Origin of the sequence: Streptococcus sp. 20925_1_77 (genome assembly GCF_041432125.1) — a bacterium.
Classification (GTDB): domain Bacteria; phylum Bacillota; class Bacilli; order Lactobacillales; family Streptococcaceae; genus Streptococcus.
The window spans coordinates 25,841-42,831 of record NZ_JAPVZB010000003.1; the positions used below are offsets into that span (position 1 = coordinate 25,841).

Below are 16,991 nucleotides of genomic sequence, written 5' to 3' on the forward strand. Positions count from 1 at the left end.
TACACATTTGTTACCGCACTTCTGCATTGACTTTTTCTTCAAGTGATGCTTGGATTTTTTCCATGTAGCGAGCGACTTCTTCATCGGTCAAGCTATCTTCTGGATTTTGGAAGGTCAGGCTGTAGGCCATAGACTTCATGCCAAGTCCCAGTTTTTCACCTGAGAAGACGTCAAAGAGTTTGATAGCTGTCAAACGTTTCACGCCCGCATCTTGGATGGCATCGACCACTTCTTGGTGAGTCACTTCTGCTTTGAGGAGAAGGGCGATATCACGGCTCACCGCTGGGAATTTGGTGATTTCCACAAAGGCTGCGGCTGGTTGAAGAGCTGCTTCAATAGCTGAAAGGTTAAGCTCAGCTACATAAGTTTCTGGAATATCGTAAGCCTTAGCCGTAACAGGGTGTACTTGACCGAGGAAACCGACTACTTGGTCACCAAGTGAGAGCAAGGCTGTCCGGCCAGGGTGGAGACTCTTGATTTCTTGTGTTGCTGTATAAGTCACATCAAGACCTAAACGAGCAAAGAGGGCTTCCAAGATTCCCTTGGCATAGAAGAAGTCAACCGGAACCGCTGCTGTTTGGAAGTCTTTTTCAGCAACTAAACCTGTTAAAGCAAAGGCAAAGCTATTGATTTCATTTGGCAAGTCTTCTTTTGGATTACCAGTTTGCTCGAAAACTTTTCCGATCTCATAGAGAGCCAAATCTTTGTTCTTACGAGCGACATTATAAGCTACTGTATCCAAAATACCAGATACCATATTCTGACGGAGGACTGAACGGTCCACAGTCATTGGCCACATGAGCTCCGTTAAGTTACTTGGTGCAGTCGTGAACTCCACTGCTTTTTCAGGTGTTGTCAGTGCATAAGTGATGATTTCTGTCAAACCAGCACCTTCAGCAATAGTCCGAACCTGACGACGTAATTTTTGTGTCGCTGTCAATTCACCGGCTGTCCCGTCATCTTTTGGAAGGGTTGCTGGTAATTTGTCATAACCGTAAATCCGAGCGATTTCTTCAAAGAGGTCCGCTTCAATGGTGATATCCCAACGGCGACGAGGGACGCTGACAGTAAAGCTTTCAGCATTTCCAGAAAGACCAAATCCAAGACGACGGAAGACATCTTCGACATCGGCATAAGTAAGATCTGTCCCAAGGACACGGTTAACGTCTGCAAGGGTAGAAGAAACTTCCACATCAGAAGTATCGAGCTGGCCTGCTGAAACGATTCCCTTGCGAACAGTGGCACCTGCAAGCTCTGCAATCATGCTCGCTGCCGCATCAAGGGCTTCATTGACGGTTGCCACATTGATCCCTTTTTCAAAGCGAGAAGATGATTCAGAACGAAGGTTAAGGCGACCGCTAGTCTTACGGATCGATTTGCCATTGAAGACAGCTGCTTCAAGAACAACACGAGTAGATTTTTCAGAGATTTCTGTAGCTTCTCCACCCATGACACCTGCAAGGGCTACTGGTTTGTCAGCTACTGTAATCACGAGGTCACTTGTTTCCAACTCACGTTCTTCCCCATCCAAGGTTACCAATTTTTCACCAGCACGCGCTTCACGCACACGGATATCAGTTCCTTCAAAGGTATCCAAGTCAAAGGCATGCATAGGTTGACCAAAGTAAAGCAGAATATAGTTGGTTACATCGACCACGTTATTGATGGGACGGATGCCTTCGTTCATGAGGAGGTTTTGCAACCATTGTGGACTTGGTGCGATGGTCACATTGTCCAAGATACGGGCTGCATAGTAAGGTGCCTTATCAGTGTCAATGCTGACAGAAAGAGCATCTGCTACAGCTTGGTCCGTTTCAGTCAACGTAAAGTCTTTGAAATTGACTGCCTTGTCATAGATCGCTGCTACTTCGTGCGCCACCCCACGCATAGAAAGAGCGTCTGCACGGTTTGGAGTGATGGAAAGTTCGATGATTTCATCATCCAAGTCGAGGTAAGAGAAGACTTCTTCTCCTGGAACAGCATTTTCTGGCAAGATTTGGATGCCATCTGCAAATTCTTTTGGTACAACGGAGTCAGAAATTCCCAATTCACCAAGGGAACAGATCATTCCGAGAGATTCCAAACCACGGATTTTCCCTTTTTTAATCTTGTAGTTGTCCGCAATGCGAGCACCTGGAAGAGCCACCATGACCTTGATGCCTGCTCGAACATTTGGTGCTCCACAGACGATTTGACGGGCTTCTTCTCCACCCACATTGACTTGGCAGACATGCAAGTGTGTTTCTGGCACATCTTCACAAGACAAGACTTCTCCAACGACAATTTTTGAGAGACCAGCAGCAGGTGATGCCACACCTTCTACCTCGATCCCTGTGGTTGACATTTTTTCAGCCAACTCTTCTGATGGCACATCCACGTCCACCAATTGTTTTAACCATTTATATGATACTAACATAATTCTGATCGTAAGATCCCACCGGGTGAGACCTTTTCAATTCCTTTCTCTCAATTTGGACCCACAATTAAGTTTGCGGATTCTCCTTCAAATGCTTGCGCAGCAACCAGTCTGTATCTACAGTTTCACCTGTGATAAAGTGGTGCTCGCTAAACCGTTTAAATCCGAATTGTTTGTAAAAGTTTTGGGCCTTAAAATTTCGTTCCCAGACACCCAGCCAGGCCCAGTCAAATCCACGTTTTTGAGCTTCTTTTAAGGCAAAGCTAAACATTTCCTTGCCATAGCCCTTGCCATGATGTTCTTTTTTGACATAGATGCGCTGGATTTCAAAAGCATTGTCCATCTCTACTGGCTCTGTTTGTGCCTTACCCCAGTTAAACTTGAGAAAACCACAAATTTCCTGATTGTGATCTAGGACAAAATAGGTCTCTGATTCCGGGTCTGCCAAATCCTTTTGGATTTGCTCTAGCGATAAAACCGTCTGGTAGTAATCTTCCATATCGGCATCAGAGATGTAGGGACCAAAGGTATCCCCATAGGTTTCCACCTCTAATTCCCTTAAAATTTGAAATTCATTCGGCTTAACTTTTACTAACATGATGATTTAAATTGTTCTGAAAAACGGATATCCCCTTGATAGAAGCCACGGATATCATTGATTCCGTAACGAAGCATAGCTACACGCTCTTGACCAAGTCCAAAGGCAAATCCTGAATAGACTGTTGGGTCAATACCACTCATCTCAAGGACGCGTGGGTGAACCATACCGGCTCCCATGATTTCAATCCAACCAGTTTTCTTACATACGTTACATCCAGCTCCACCACATTTGAAGCAAGAAACGTCCACCTCTACCGATGGCTCGGTAAATGGGAAGTAAGAAGGACGAAGACGGATTTGACGTTCTGCACCAAACATCTTTTGCACGATCAATTGAAGTGTTCCTTGAAGGTCTGCCATTGAGATGTTCTTCCCAACGACCAAGCCTTCGATCTGATGAAATTGGTGGCTGTGGGTCGCATCATCTGTATCCCGACGGAAAACACGCCCTGGAGAGATCATCTTCAATGGTCCCTTGCTAAAGTCATGCGCATCCATCGCCCGCGCCTGTACAGGTGAGGTATGGGTCCGAAGCAAGATTTCATCTGTGATGTAGAAGGTATCCTGCATATCCCGCGCAGGGTGATCTTTCGGCAGATTCATGCGTTCAAAGTTGTAGTAGTCTTGCTCCACTTCAAAACCGTCCACAACTTGGTAGCCCATCCCGATAAAGATATCTTCGATTTCTTCACTGGTTTGGGTCAAGATATGACGGTAACCACTAGCAACCGGACGACCAGGAAGGGTCACATCGATGCTTTCGCTAGCTAGTTTAGCTTGGACTTTCTTTTCTTCCAAGAGTTTGGTTGTTTCTTCAAAGGCAGCCGTCAAGACATCGCGGGCTTCATTGACGTGTTTCCCGATAACCGGACGCATCTCTGCAGAGACATCTTTCATCCCTTTGAGGATCTCAGTCAGAGATCCTTTTTTCCCAAGGACAGAGACCCGTAGTTCTTGCAATTCTTTTTCATTTTCAGCAGAGATCTGCTTCAAAGCTGCCAGCGTTTCTTCACGAAGCGCTTTTAATTGTTCTTCAATCGTTGACATATTTCCTCCATCATGGTCCCTCTACAGACATAGAAAAAACCACGCGCCAACATCCTCATTCGGAGCGTTGACACGCGGTACCATCCGTTTTTATCTGTAAACCAGACCTTAATTTCTAAATCCTTTACGCAAGTGAATTCACTCAGCTTTCATGCAAAGAGCTTTCAGTCACGGCCCTTCTCCCTGTCGCACTTCCCTTGAGATACTAGTCTTGCAGATTTCTATTCGATTACTATCTAGTTTAGCAGATTTTTTGTTAAAAAACAAGTTAGATGAGACTAATTTCAATAGACAAAGGAACAAGAGGCAGTACATTATCTATTTGCCTTGTCTGTTTCATCTGCTTGCCTTTTCAATAGAAGAGTGGTTGCTTGGTTAAAACCATCACACCAGTTATACCATTTTGCTTCATACTCATCTTGAGGTAAGATACGATGTTTTAAATCCAAAACAGAGGATATCTTTCTTTCCTCGCAAGCTTGCGCATAGAGATGATAGAGTTCATCACCACCGTCTCTATCAAACTCAACAGAAATCGTATCCCGACCTGCCAATAAAGCCTGATAAGCCCTGTGATGCCCGTCTGTAATCAAGAAGCGATTTCCAAATGCAAGAACACTAATTGGATCCACATTGATGATGTCTACCGACTGATCCAGCATCTGGATAGCTTGTAACTTCTTTTCTGATAAATATAGTTGGGTCGGATGAAGATCTGTTATCTTGACTTCCATTTCTTTCTCCTCTACCAAGAGTATAAAAGTTGGTTCTGGGCACTGGTAGACATTTTCAAAGGTCACAATTTAAAGACCTGCCAAAGCCAAATTCCCCCGCCATTCTTGTGATTCGTTTTCTTTTTATTTAATGACTTGTCCAGCATCTTTCAAGACAGATTCTGGAATAGTAATACCCAATTCATCTGCGACTTTTTTATTGATGACAGATTTTCCTTGGCTAAAGATTTCAACAGGTGTATCCGCAGGTTTTTGACCTTTCAAGATCTTCGCAGCCATTTTACCAGTTGCTACTCCAAGATCGTGTTGGTCGACAACGACTGAACCAAGACCACCAGCTTCTACCATAGCTGTCGCACTTGGGAAGATTGGTTTTTTAGCTGTTTTGTTGGCTTCGACAACTGTTGAGAAGGCTGAAGCGATGGTATTATCGATTGGAACCCAGATGGCATCGACTTTGCCTGACATTACAGACACAGTGGAAGCAATTTCGTTTGTAGAAGGAACAGAATAAGGAACGACCTTGTAGCCTGCTTTTTCAGCCAATTTTGTAAATTCTTCTACTTGAGATTTTGAGTTATCTTCACTGGTTGAGTGCAGGATCCCAATTGTTTTCACGTTCGGAGTCAATTCTTTGATTAATTTCAACTGTTGCTCAGTAGGATTGTGGTCAGATACCCCAGTGATATTGCCACCTGGTTTTTTCAAATCTTTGACCAAGTTTGCGCCGACTGGATCGGTTACAGCACCCATGACAATTGGTTTGTCTTTGGTTGCACTAGCCAAACCTTGAGCAGATGGAGTTGCAATTCCAATCAAGACTTGGTTATCCTTGTCTACCAATTGTTTACTCATGGTTGCAACTTTGTTTTGGTCGCCTTCAGCATTAAGGAAATCAATGTCCACTTTGTCCTTGTCATAACCTTCTTCAGCTAAACCATCTTGAATCCCCTTGTAGATCAAATCAAGCGAAGGGTGGCTGACCAACTGCAAGACCCCAACTTTAGCCTTTTCATTGCTGCTTGCTGCCTTGTTGTCTTTACCTGCTGTAGCTGAATAGATCGCTGTCCCAATGACTGCTGCTGCAATCAAACCAATAATTCCCATTAACCGTTTATTTTTCATTTTACTACCTCTTCTATTTTTTTATTTTCTTCTATTTTTCATCCTCTAAAGAATGCGACGCCATCGTTTCTTCATATCTTTTCTCCCTTCTCATCTAAAACAAAAAACACGCCCACACATAGCAAAAGCTATGTGAGGACGTGTCATCGCGGTGCCACCTCACTTATGGGAAAAGGATAGTCTCCTCCCATATCTCTGTCTTGTCTAGCAACAAGTTGCACGATAAGGTGTGCCAACCGAATTTTTATTGTTTCAAATTCATCTCATCATTAGTCCAATTTCATAAACTGCCGCTACCCACTCTCAGCAACCGTGGGCTCTCTTGAAACTTTCATTTACTACTTTTCTAATTTCTTACATTTTAAAGTTTTCTTTCAAAAATGTCAATACTTTTTCTGCATTTTTTTGAAAACGTTCGCATTTTCTATTTAACAACCTCTAGCTTCTTTCTGGGATTTCCGCTCTATTTTTGATATAATTTACTAGAATAAACGCTAGAATGATGAGGAATCCCATGTCTTTTGATGGATTTTTTTTACACCATATGGTCCACGAATTGAAGGCCGAACTCTTAAGTGGTCGCATTCAAAAAATTAACCAACCGTTCGAGCAAGAATTGGTACTCCAAATCCGAGGCAATCGGAAAAACCAAAAGATTTTGCTCTCTGCCCATTCTGTTTTCGGACGGATCCAACGGACCCAGACCAACTTTGAAAATCCTGCCTTTCCTAATACCTTTATTATGGTCATGCGTAAATATCTTCAAGGCGCTGTCATCGAAGGGATTGAGCAATTAGAGAACGACCGGATTCTCGAAATCCGTGTCTCCAATAAAAACGAAATTGGAGATGCCATTTCCGTCAGCCTCATGATCGAAATCATGGGCAAGCACAGTAATATTATTCTCCTAGACCGGACCAGCAATAAAATCATCGAAGCCATCAAACATGTCGGCTTCTCACAAAATAGCTACCGGACCATTCTTCCTGGATCAACCTATGTAGCCCCTCCGAAAACTGACGCTGTCAATCCTTTTACAATTGGAGATGAAGCCCTCTTCGCCCTTCTTCACAAGGAAGAGTTAAGTCCCAAAAACCTTCAAAAATGTTTCCAAGGTTTGGGGCGAGATACGGCTCAAGAATTAGCCAAGCGACTTGAGACAGATGAAAAATTAAAGACCTTCCGTGCCTTTTTCAAGACACCTTCTGAGCCTCGCCTAACGACCAAATCCTTCTCGGCTATCCCCTTTTCGGATGCGACCAGTCAAACCTTTGAGACACTTTCAGATCTGCTAGATGACTATTACCGAGACAAGGCTGAGCGCGATCGGGTGCAACAACAGGCCAGCGAATTGATCCGGAAGGTCGAAAACGATCTTGAAAAGAACCGGAAAAAATTAGCCAAACAAGAAGCCGAGTTAGCAGCGACCGACAATGCAGAAGAGTTCCGCCAAAAAGGAGAATTGCTGACAACTTTCCTCCATCAGGTACCAAACGACCAAGACCAGGTTGTCCTGGACAATTACTATACCAACGAACCGATCACCATCCAACTCAACAAGGCCCTGACCCCCAACCAAAATGCGCAACGCTACTTCAAACGCTACCAGAAATTAAAAGAAGCCGTCAAACATTTGACCATCCTCATTCAAGAAACCAAGGAAACCATTTCTTATCTTGAAACGGTTGAAACGGCCCTTTCTCAAGCGAGCCTGGCTGAGGTGGCAGAGATTCGTGAAGAGTTAATCCAGACCGGCTTTATCAAACGGCGCAACCGTGAAAAAATTCATAAACGGAAAAAACCTGAGAAATACCTGGCTAGTGATGGCAAAACCATCATTTTAGTGGGTCGCAATAATCTGCAAAACGATGAACTGTCCTTTAAAATCGCTAAAAAAGACGAACTCTGGTTCCATGCCAAAGATATCCCAGGCAGCCATGTCGTCATTACAGGAAATCTCGATCCGACGGATGAAGTGAAGACCGATGCCGCAGAGTTGGCCGCCTACTATTCCAAGGCTCGTCTCTCAAATCTGGTCCAAGTCGATATGATCGAAGCCAAGAAACTCAATAAACCAACCGGCGGAAAACCAGGCTTTGTGACCTATACCGGCCAGAAGACTCTGCGGGTTACCCCAGAAGAAGAAAAAATCAAAGCCATGAAACTAACAGACTGATTTCAAAAATCATGACCACCCGTCAAACGGGTGGTTTTTTTGTCTCGCACCTAACGGAGCGAGACGGACTGAAAGTCACATTCTAAGTATGTTGAAAAAACAAAATGAGGTATACTTTTAGGCTCATTCAATATATATTGAAACTTTCCGCTGTGAGAAAAGTGCTAGAAACAATCTTGTTTCTAGCACTCGGGAGTTTTGGAACCTTAGGTCCAAAACTAAGTCATGGAACTTCTTTGAAGTTCGCTGACGTCCGTTCTCACCTAAGGAAAGTTTCTTAAATAACATTATCTTCAATTCGAAAGGTTGAGCGACGCTCAACCTTTTATTCTGCTTTATTGATGTCTTCTTTGACCTCATCGACATTGAATTTGGCAAAGAGGTACTGACGGTCTTGGACTGGGAAACGTTGATCCAGCTGATCGATAGCCCCCACCTCTACAATCCCTTCTGAGATGACAAAATCCATCACATGGCCACCAAAGGTGTGGTCATCTGAAATAAAGTGCAAATGGTATCCTGCCACACTCACGCCATGGAAAATTTCTGGTGTCCAAAAGCCGACGATGGTCCCTGTGACATTTTCCCGTGTATACTCTGGCTGATGGGTTGCAACCTCTGCAAACTTCATCTCCGGTGTTGATTTTGGAATCATACGGACATGCATCTTGACAAAGTCACCACGAATCTTAATGGAGCGAAAAAGATTTTCGCCATCGTAATAAGACTCAATACGAGCTTCCAATTCCTCGTCCGTCATTTCAAAGCGTTGGCGGAAAATCACTTCTGCTTGGTGAGGAACGACTGCTGCATAAGGAACCTTGGCATCCGGAGAAACTTCGACTATTTCAGGATGATCCCCTGATCCCTTGGCCTGATATGCCTTACCATCTAATACGATCAACTCTCCATCAATAGAATCAAGCGTCCCAACTCCTAGATCTCCGTGTTCCAAGAGTTCTCCAATCGTAAATGAACCCCCGTACAGACCCGCCATTAGGGCACCTAAGGTATTGTATTGAAAAAGTTTTACTGGTTCCATGTTTTTCTCTCCTCATTCTATCTTCTACCAGTATACCACAAACTATTCCGAATCTTCACGATATGGTTTTGATTAGAGGCTATCATAGAGGGTTTGCATCTGTACATCGTCTGGTACGATCGCCAAATACTGATTAGCCACTTCACGCGCCTTCGTCACATCTCCAGCCTCACGCAACAAATAAACATAGGCTTCGAGGAATTCTGGGTTGTCCTTTAAGTCCTCATAGAGCTCTTGGTAGGCTGAGACAGCCTCTTCTGTTTTCTCCAAGGCAGCCAAGGCACGGGCAATGTTCCACCGGGTAACAACTGTTTCGACTTCTTCATTTTGCCAAGCCAAGACTTGGTCAAAGCGTTCCTGTTCCAAATAAAGGGTAGTCAGACGAAGAGCAATCTCTTCGAGATCATCTGCCACTTCTTTAGCCTCTAATAGATAAGCTTCTGCCTGTTCAGGCTGGTGAAGTTCATAAGAAAGCTGAGAAGCAAGAAGCTTCAATTGGGCATCAAAGGGATTCTTCTGGATCCCTTGTTTAGCAATCTCAAGCGCTTTTTCACGATCATTTTCTGCCTGTAAGGCCAAGGCATACCCGTACTCATACCCTTCAAAATCAGGCGACAAGGTATCAATTTGTTTGTAGTAGATCAGGGCTTTTTGGAATTCTTCTTGGTCAGACAATAAGGTCGCTAATTCGTAAGCAATCTGGTCATCAAACTCAATCTCCAGAGCTTTCTCTAAGAAAGGAACAGCTGCTTCAAACTTACCAAGATTGGCATAGGCAAAACCAATCCGTTGATAGGTAGAAATCCCTGTCGCTTCCAAAATCTCCCGATTGTCCAACTGGGCATACTCTTGGATAGCCTTTTGGTAGCGTTCCAATTCCAGATCGATTTCTGCAAGTCCTAATTGAATGATCGGGTCATCAGACAGACTGGCTGCTTCAACTAATTTTTCACGCGCCACATCTGCAAGACCTTCCAGCTGATAGAGATCAGCCTTGACCAAGAGACTGGCTACATACCAGTTAGACTCAGGGCCAATTTCTTCTAAATAAGCAAAGGCCTCTTCCGTTTGCCCTTCCTCTGCAAGGATGGTTGCCAAACTCAAATATACTTCTGGATAGGTTTCTACAATCTGTTCATAAACCTCTTTTGCCTGAGGGTAAAAACCAATACTTTCAAGATATTGACCCAAATCCAATAGTTTCGCTTCACTATCTTCTAACAAGGCCTTTTGAAATTGAACTTCTGCTTCTTCTAGCTCTTGCTGAGCAAGAGCCTCTAGCATTTGTTGACTATGACTCACTCTGTGTTTCCTCTTCTATTTCATTATGTTCTTCATACAAGCCACTGACGACCTTATACCATTCAAAGATAGCTCCAATAACGACCTTAGCAGACGCATAGACCGGAATACCAAGGAAAACTCCCCAGATTCCAAACATAGATCCTGACGTCAAGAGCACAAATAAAATGGTAATCGGATGGATATTTAACTGGCTTCCCAAAACCAAAGGAGATACGAAACGTCCTTCAATGGTTTGCTCCACTGCAAATACAATTAAGACCTTGATAAACATCTCCGGTCCTGCCACCAAACCTAAGACCATAGCAGGCAACATAGCCAAAAAACTACCCAAGTAAGGGATCAAATTCAAAATCCCCGCAGAGATCCCCAGTGTCACCGCATAACGTAAGCCAATGATTTTAAAGAAGAGGATAAACATAATAGCGACGACAATGGCTACCGTAATTTGCCCTCGAACATAATTGGAGAGCTGGGTATTGACATCTGAGAGAACTTGTTCAGCCGATTTACGAATCTTAGTCGGTAAGAAGCGAACAATGTGACCCTTTAAATTTTTCCCATCTCGAAGAAGATAAAAGACAATAAAAGGCATGATGATCAAGGCAACAATGACTTGTGAAGCAACTCCGATCAAGTTGCTGACCCAATTGACAGCTCGTCCAGAGATCGAACTAGCCCAAGAAGTAATGTTTGCAGACAATTCCTTGGTGATCTCATCCAACTGGGGTTTGATATCAGAAGAGACGCGATTGTCTAGAAAATCGTCGATGGTTGCATTGGCCTTCTCCAAATAAGTTGGCAGGTTATGAAAGAAACTCACCACTTGTCGTTGAACAGCTGGAATCACGACGGCCAGCCCCCATACCAAGAGGACTGCAATCAAGAAAAAGACGAAGGAAATCGCAAAAATCCGCTTAAGACCTTTTCTTTCAAGAAAGTCGACAATAGGATTGAGCAAGTAATAGAGCAAACCAGAAATAATGACTGGCAGCATGACAGCTCCTGCAAACTCAAAAATCGGAATAAAAATAAAGGTAATCTTACTCAAGACCAAGAGGTTCAGACCCAAGAGCAAGGTAACTAAAAATACGGTAATAGCCTTGTTGTCTAAAAACCATCTAAAAAACCAGGACATACTAAACTGTTTTTCTTTATTATCCACGGAAAACTCCTTTTCATTTCAACATGTATCTATTTTAGCATTTTTTTAGCGTGAAGTTACGAAAAAACTAGTAAAATCAGAAAGACCACTCCCTTCTTCAACTAGCAATTGCCTTCCAATAGGACCTTTGATATAATAAACCTAACAAATCTTACGAGGTGACCTATGTCTCAAACCATTTATTTCGGTACCTATACCAAAAAAGAATCCAAAGGAATTTACAAGGCACAATTTGACCCTGAAATAGGGGCATTGAGCCAACTTGAACTAGTGGCAGCTGAGCCCAATCCAACCTACATCGCTTTTTCTAAAAAAGGAAATCTTTATAGTGTCGGAGCTGAAGATGGAAAAGGGGGAATCGCTAGTTTTGCAGCCGATTTTCAGCCGCTCAATCATGTTGTCGAAGAAGGGGCTCCACTCTGCTATGTCTCTGTCGATGATAACCGTCAACTAGTCTATGGAGCCAACTATCACAAAGGGCAAGTTCTTGTATACAAGATAGAGGCAAATGGGCGTTTGTCCTTTGTTGATGAGGACACTCACCAAGGAAGTGGTCCCCACGCCAATCAAGCAAGTCCGCATGCCCACTATGCAGACCTTACGCCAGATCAGTACCTGATCACGTGTGACCTAGGAACAGACAGTTTGCATGTCTATGATGTCAGTGAGGAAGGAAAACTTACCCAGATCAATCAGTACCAAACAGCTCCAGGATCAGGACCTCGTCACCTTGTCTTTCATCCCCACTACAAGACTGCTTATCTCATCAATGAATTAAATGCCACAATCGACGTCCTCTTTTATGACGGTATGGGTGAATTCGAACACTTCCAAACCGTTTCCACACTTCCATCAGACTACGATGGTCAAAAATGGGCTTCTGCTATCAAGCTCTCAGCCGATGGAAAATTCCTTTATGCATCTAACCGTGCTCACAATTCTATCGCTGTATTTAAAGTTGTAGCAGATGGCAGCTTAGAACTCATTGAAATTGTTCCAAGCCAAGGGCTCAATCCACGTGATTTCACTATTAGTCCAGATCAAAACTACCTCATCGCAGCCCATCAAGATTCACCTAACGCAACAGTCTTCAAGCGGGATTCTGCTAGCGGAAAATTGACCCTTCTATCCGACGACTTCTATGTTCCAGAGGCAGTTTGTACGGTTTTTCATTAAGTCGTTTTAGTTGTCAAACCTCTAAAAAAATGATTAAATAGATGAGAAAAAGGCGCGTGCCTGACTTCACAACTTATATTTTAGGAGATCCAAGTATGAATCCAATGGACTTATTTAACCAAGTAAAAGAAATGATCGAAAAGAAAGATTTCGACGCTGCAAAGAAATTTGTTGAAGACAACAAAGACAACCTCGGTGACTACCTTGAACAAGCAAAAGGGCTTGTTTCTGGAAATGAAATGGTCAGCGGTGCCTTGGACAAAATCAAAGGCTTGTTCTAATAACACGACTCCTCAACGCTGTAGTTGAGGAGTTTTTGTTTGGCTCGATAACAAAAAAATCCTTGAGAAAACTCAAGGATCTTTTTAGTCTAGTAAACTAGCTTATTTCTTAAGGTTGTAGAATGATTTCAATCCACGGTATTCAGCTACTTCACCAAGTTGATCTTCGATGCGAAGCAATTGGTTGTATTTAGCGATACGGTCTGTACGTGAAAGTGAACCAGTCTTGATTTGTCCTGCGTTTGTTGCAACTGCGATATCAGCGATTGTTGAATCTTCAGTTTCACCTGAACGGTGTGATACAACGGCAGTGTAACCAGCTTCTTTCGCCATTTCGATAGCGTCGAATGTTTCAGTAAGAGTACCGATTTGGTTAACTTTGATAAGGATTGAGTTAGCAGCACCTTCTTCGATACCACGTGAAAGATAGTCAGTGTTTGTTACGAAGAAGTCGTCACCAACCAATTGAACTTTACCACCAAGACGTTCAGTAAGAGCTTTCCAACCGTCCCAGTCGTTTTCATCCATACCATCTTCGATAGTGATGATAGGGTATTTGTCAACCAATCCTTCAAGGTAAGCGATTTGTTCTTCAGCAGTACGAACAGCAGCGCCTTCACCTTCAAATTTAGTGTAATCGTAAACTTTGCGTTCTTTATCGTAGAATTCTGATGATGCACAGTCAAATCCGATAAATACGTCTTTACCTGGAACATAACCAGCAGCTTCGATAGCAGCGATGATAGTTTCTACACCATCTTCAGTTCCGTCGAAACGAGGAGCAAATCCACCTTCGTCACCTACGGCTGTTTCAAGACCACGACCTTTAAGGATTTTCTTAAGAGCGTGGAAGATTTCAGCACCCCAACGAAGAGCTTCTTTGAATGTAGGTGCACCAGCAGGTACGATCATGAATTCTTGGAAAGCGATTGGAGCATCTGAGTGAGAACCACCGTTGATGATGTTCATCATTGGAGTTGGAAGAACTTTAGTGTTGAATCCACCAAGGTAACTGTAAAGTGGGATTTCAAGGTAGTCAGCAGCTGCACGAGCAACGGCAATAGACACACCAAGGATAGCGTTTGCTCCCAATTTACCTTTGTTAGGAGTACCGTCAAGAGCGATCATAGCACGGTCGATAGCTTGTTGATCACGTACATCATAGCCGATGATAGCTTCAGCAATAATGTTGTTTACGTTGTCAACAGCTTTTTGAGTACCAAGACCACCGTAACGAGATTTGTCACCGTCACGAAGTTCAACTGCTTCGTGTTCACCAGTAGAAGCTCCTGATGGAACCATACCACGTCCATGAGCACCTGATTCAGTATAAACTTCTACTTCAAGTGTTGGGTTACCGCGTGAGTCTAGGACTTCGCGAGCGTAAACATCAGTAATAATTGACATTTCTTACTCTCCTTATTGAGTTATATTTTTTACTCCTCTATCATATCGTAATTAGGCTATTTTTTCAAGAAAAAACAAGGAAATCTACGAAAATTGAGAAGTTTTTAACAAGAAAACGGTTCCACTGTCTTATTTTCTTCCATTTCCCCTCCTTATTTAATTTTTTAGCATTCCTCTACTCTTCTGCTACGCTTTATGCTATACTAAACTTATGACAGATATTAATAAAACGATTTTAGAAAAAGCTGCTGGTCCTACTCGGTTCAATCCTGATGAACAGCGTCGATTTTTGGAGACTTATGAGGAGCGTGTGATTGCATCATGTACCTTGGAGGAGGCAAGGGACAATCTCTATTTGGAGCACTATTCTTCAATTCTTACGAACATTTCAGAACGCTTTGAACCTGTATTGGTCAAGATTTCGCCTGCCTTGGATGAAAGCAGCCAACTTCAATATTTGAAAAAGACAAAGGATCTTGGTCTTGTGGCAAGCATTGTTTCAGATGACTGTCGCCACTCTCCCTTTGGTCTCATCATCCATACTGATCATCCATCTGGAATTTCTCCAACCGATATCAGCCTCCAGTATCCAAATTTGTTTGAAAAGAAAGAAGAGAGCACAGCACCTGAAAAAAAATCATTTTGGAAACGCCTCTTTAGCTAAAGAAAGAACCAATTGAAAAGGAATTTCCTTTTCAATTGGTTTTTTTGTTTGCTTTCATTTTTAAGAGGTTACCAATATTTCGGGCACAGGAAATCAGATTTTTTTCAGCATGAGTGAGTGCATCTGCCACCTCACAAGGACCTGCTACAATAGAGAAGGCAGCCTCAATATGATGACTTGGGAATGCTAGCAAATCGTCCGCTAAGCTACCACAAATAGCAAGCACTGGGATCTTCTCTGGTGTTCGTTTAGCTACCCCGACAGGAGCTTTTCCAGACAAAGATTGGAGGTCCATCCTACCTTCTCCCACGACGACCAGATCCGCTTTTTGAACCTTACGATCGAAGTCGATTAGATCCAAACTTTTCTCAATTCCTGAGGAAATCTGACCTCCCGCAAAAGCGACCAAGCCAGCTGCCATGCCACCTCCAGCTCCGGCGCCAGCCATAGACAAGATTCGTGGATCGACTAGCTGATAAAAATCCTCCATAGCTTGATCAACTGCTGGAAACAGAAGGGGATTCAATCCCTTTTGCCCGCCAAAGATATAGGTTGCTCCTTGACTGCCACAGAGTGGATTGGTGACATCCGTTAAGACCTGGAGCTCGATGTCTTGTAAAGCTTTAGGAACCGCACTGGTATCTATTCTATCCACACGACCGATCGAAGCACCTACAGGACGAAGCAGATGACCTTGGTCATCATAGAAGGCTACCCCTAGTCCGGCTGCCATTCCAATCCCACCATCATTGGTCGCTGAACCACCAATTCCCACACAGATCGTTTTAACCCCTTGGTCAACCAATTGCAAAATCAGTTCACCAATTCCTCGTGTCTCTAGTTCTAGTGGATTGCGTTTTTCAGCTGGGATAGAGCCTAAGCCAACAAGAGAGGCCATCTCAAAAAATGCCATCTCATCTTTTTGGTAGTAAGCCATTGAAACAGGCTTCCCAAATGGTCCTGTTACCTGAGTATGCTTCTTGGTTAAATTCAGAACGCCAGCAAGTGTATCCATGGTTCCTTCGCCACCATCCCCTATGGGAAGGAGGTCAAAAGTTGCATCTGGTAGAGCCTCTTGAAATCCTTTTTTTAAGGCTTCTGCTACTTGTTTGGCAGATAAGGATTCTTTAAATGAATCCGGTGCTAGTAGGATATGCATGCTGTTTCCTTTCTATGCTGGTCTAGAATTTCAAGAACAAGGCTTAGATCCCTCGTTTCAATACGGTATGGAGCTCGTTCGGCAACGATCGGCTTTGCCATAAAGGCAATCCCGATTCCGGCTGTTTCAATCATGGGAAGATCATTGGCACCATCTCCCATAGCAATCGTCTGACTTCGTGGAATATGATTTTCTCTCGCCCATGTCCGGAGAGAGTCTTTTTTTCTTTCAGGGGTCACAATCTCTCCGAGCACTTTCCCTGTCAGACGGCCATCAAAAGTCTGCAAACGATTAGCACGAACCAGATCAATTCCTAAAGACTTCGCGATAGGATCGATGACTTCATGAAATCCCCCTGAAACAAGGCCAACCTTGTAACCTCTTTGATGAAGTTCCGTGATTAAGATCTTAGCTCCCGGTGTGACGTCCATCTGCTCTACAATTTTCGGAAAAATAGAGGCCTCTAATCCCTTCAATAAAGCGACACGCGCCTGTAAAGATGCTTTAAAATCCAACTCTCCATTCATTGCTTGTGCCGTAATCTCTGCTACTTTTTGTCCCACGCCAGCTTCTTGAGCTAGTAAATCAATTCCTTCTTGTTGGATCAAAGTTCCATCTACATCCATAACGAGGAGACCTGTTACTTCTTTCATCGCTTTCCCTTCTTATTTCTCCCTTACTATACAAAAATAGGGTT

General features: G+C 43.4%; 15 protein-coding genes and 1 other annotated feature. Of the genes, 4 read left to right on the forward strand and 11 right to left on the reverse strand.

Annotation, left to right across the window (positions count from 1 at the left end; genetic code table 11):
- Nucleotides 1-10 precede the first annotated feature (10 nt).
- From pheT to trpX, 5 genes are all read right to left on the reverse strand, one after another.
- On the reverse strand, nucleotides 11-2,416 hold the full coding sequence (gene pheT, locus O3626_RS02725) for a phenylalanine--tRNA ligase subunit beta (protein ID WP_371495143.1): 2,406 nt from the start codon (nucleotides 2,414-2,416) through the stop codon (nucleotides 11-13).
- A 67-nt stretch (nucleotides 2,417-2,483) separates the two neighbouring features.
- Complete coding sequence (locus O3626_RS02730) at nucleotides 2,484-3,014, reverse strand: GNAT family N-acetyltransferase (RefSeq protein ID WP_371495145.1); 531 nt, start codon at nucleotides 3,012-3,014, stop codon at nucleotides 2,484-2,486.
- The gene (gene pheS / locus O3626_RS02735; protein ID WP_371495147.1) at nucleotides 3,008-4,063 is read right to left on the reverse strand and encodes a phenylalanine--tRNA ligase subunit alpha; all 1,056 of its coding nucleotides are present in this window, start codon (nucleotides 4,061-4,063) and stop codon (nucleotides 3,008-3,010) included. Before pheS ends, O3626_RS02730 begins: the two co-directional genes overlap by 7 nt.
- Nucleotides 4,064-4,377: 314 nt before the next feature.
- Nucleotides 4,378-4,797: a ParB-like protein gene (locus O3626_RS02740; protein WP_023918620.1), complete on the reverse strand. Its 420-nt coding sequence runs from the start codon at nucleotides 4,795-4,797 to the stop codon at nucleotides 4,378-4,380.
- 123 nt (nucleotides 4,798-4,920) lie between these two features.
- Nucleotides 4,921-5,922: a tryptophan ABC transporter substrate-binding protein gene (gene trpX, locus O3626_RS02745; RefSeq protein ID WP_371495149.1), complete on the reverse strand. Its 1,002-nt coding sequence runs from the start codon at nucleotides 5,920-5,922 to the stop codon at nucleotides 4,921-4,923.
- Between the two features lie 131 nt (nucleotides 5,923-6,053).
- Nucleotides 6,054-6,286, reverse strand: a binding site (T-box leader).
- A gap of 150 nt (nucleotides 6,287-6,436) precedes the next feature.
- Here trpX and O3626_RS02750 point away from each other — a divergent pair.
- Complete coding sequence (locus O3626_RS02750; protein WP_371495151.1) at nucleotides 6,437-8,098, forward strand: NFACT family protein; 1,662 nt, start codon at nucleotides 6,437-6,439, stop codon at nucleotides 8,096-8,098.
- Nucleotides 8,099-8,423: 325 nt separating this feature from the next.
- Here the strand turns inward: O3626_RS02750 and budA are convergent, their stop codons facing one another.
- The 3 genes from budA to O3626_RS02765 all read right to left on the reverse strand — a co-directional run bounded on the left by budA (nucleotide 8,424) and on the right by O3626_RS02765 (nucleotide 11,607).
- Nucleotides 8,424-9,140 carry an acetolactate decarboxylase gene (gene budA, locus O3626_RS02755; protein ID WP_049486420.1) on the reverse strand — a complete coding sequence of 239 codons (717 nt, stop codon included), beginning with the start codon at nucleotides 9,138-9,140 and terminating at the stop codon, nucleotides 8,424-8,426.
- Between the two features lie 72 nt (nucleotides 9,141-9,212).
- On the reverse strand, nucleotides 9,213-10,442 hold the full coding sequence (locus tag O3626_RS02760) for a tetratricopeptide repeat protein (RefSeq protein WP_371495154.1): 1,230 nt from the start codon (nucleotides 10,440-10,442) through the stop codon (nucleotides 9,213-9,215).
- Nucleotides 10,432-11,607 carry an AI-2E family transporter gene (locus O3626_RS02765; protein WP_371495156.1) on the reverse strand — a complete coding sequence of 392 codons (1,176 nt, stop codon included), beginning with the start codon at nucleotides 11,605-11,607 and terminating at the stop codon, nucleotides 10,432-10,434. Before O3626_RS02765 ends, O3626_RS02760 begins: the two co-directional genes overlap by 11 nt.
- A gap of 165 nt (nucleotides 11,608-11,772) precedes the next feature.
- Between O3626_RS02765 and O3626_RS02770 the strand changes: the two genes are divergently transcribed.
- Together O3626_RS02770 and O3626_RS02775 are read left to right on the forward strand one after the other, a co-directional pair.
- The gene (locus O3626_RS02770) at nucleotides 11,773-12,783 is read left to right on the forward strand and encodes a lactonase family protein (RefSeq protein WP_371495158.1); all 1,011 of its coding nucleotides are present in this window, start codon (nucleotides 11,773-11,775) and stop codon (nucleotides 12,781-12,783) included.
- Between the two features lie 95 nt (nucleotides 12,784-12,878).
- Complete coding sequence (locus O3626_RS02775) at nucleotides 12,879-13,064, forward strand: hypothetical protein (protein WP_049497454.1); 186 nt, start codon at nucleotides 12,879-12,881, stop codon at nucleotides 13,062-13,064.
- A gap of 102 nt (nucleotides 13,065-13,166) precedes the next feature.
- On the opposite strand, the gene eno is transcribed toward O3626_RS02775, so the two are convergent.
- Entirely contained in the window at nucleotides 13,167-14,471 is a 1,305-nt protein-coding gene (gene eno / locus O3626_RS02780; RefSeq protein ID WP_031574100.1) for a surface-displayed alpha-enolase, read from the reverse strand.
- A gap of 211 nt (nucleotides 14,472-14,682) precedes the next feature.
- Between eno and O3626_RS02785 the strand changes: the two genes are divergently transcribed.
- Nucleotides 14,683-15,135 (forward strand): DUF1694 domain-containing protein, encoded by a 453-nt coding sequence (locus tag O3626_RS02785; RefSeq protein ID WP_214259841.1) that lies wholly within the window; start codon nucleotides 14,683-14,685, stop codon nucleotides 15,133-15,135.
- Nucleotides 15,136-15,166: 31 nt separating this feature from the next.
- Here the strand turns inward: O3626_RS02785 and O3626_RS02790 are convergent, their stop codons facing one another.
- Together O3626_RS02790 and serB are read right to left on the reverse strand one after the other, a co-directional pair.
- Nucleotides 15,167-16,294 carry a glycerate kinase gene (locus tag O3626_RS02790; protein ID WP_371495161.1) on the reverse strand — a complete coding sequence of 376 codons (1,128 nt, stop codon included), beginning with the start codon at nucleotides 16,292-16,294 and terminating at the stop codon, nucleotides 15,167-15,169.
- Nucleotides 16,279-16,947: a phosphoserine phosphatase SerB gene (serB, locus tag O3626_RS02795; protein WP_347112948.1), complete on the reverse strand. Its 669-nt coding sequence runs from the start codon at nucleotides 16,945-16,947 to the stop codon at nucleotides 16,279-16,281. Before serB ends, O3626_RS02790 begins: the two co-directional genes overlap by 16 nt.
- Between the last annotated feature and the right edge of the window lie 44 nt (nucleotides 16,948-16,991).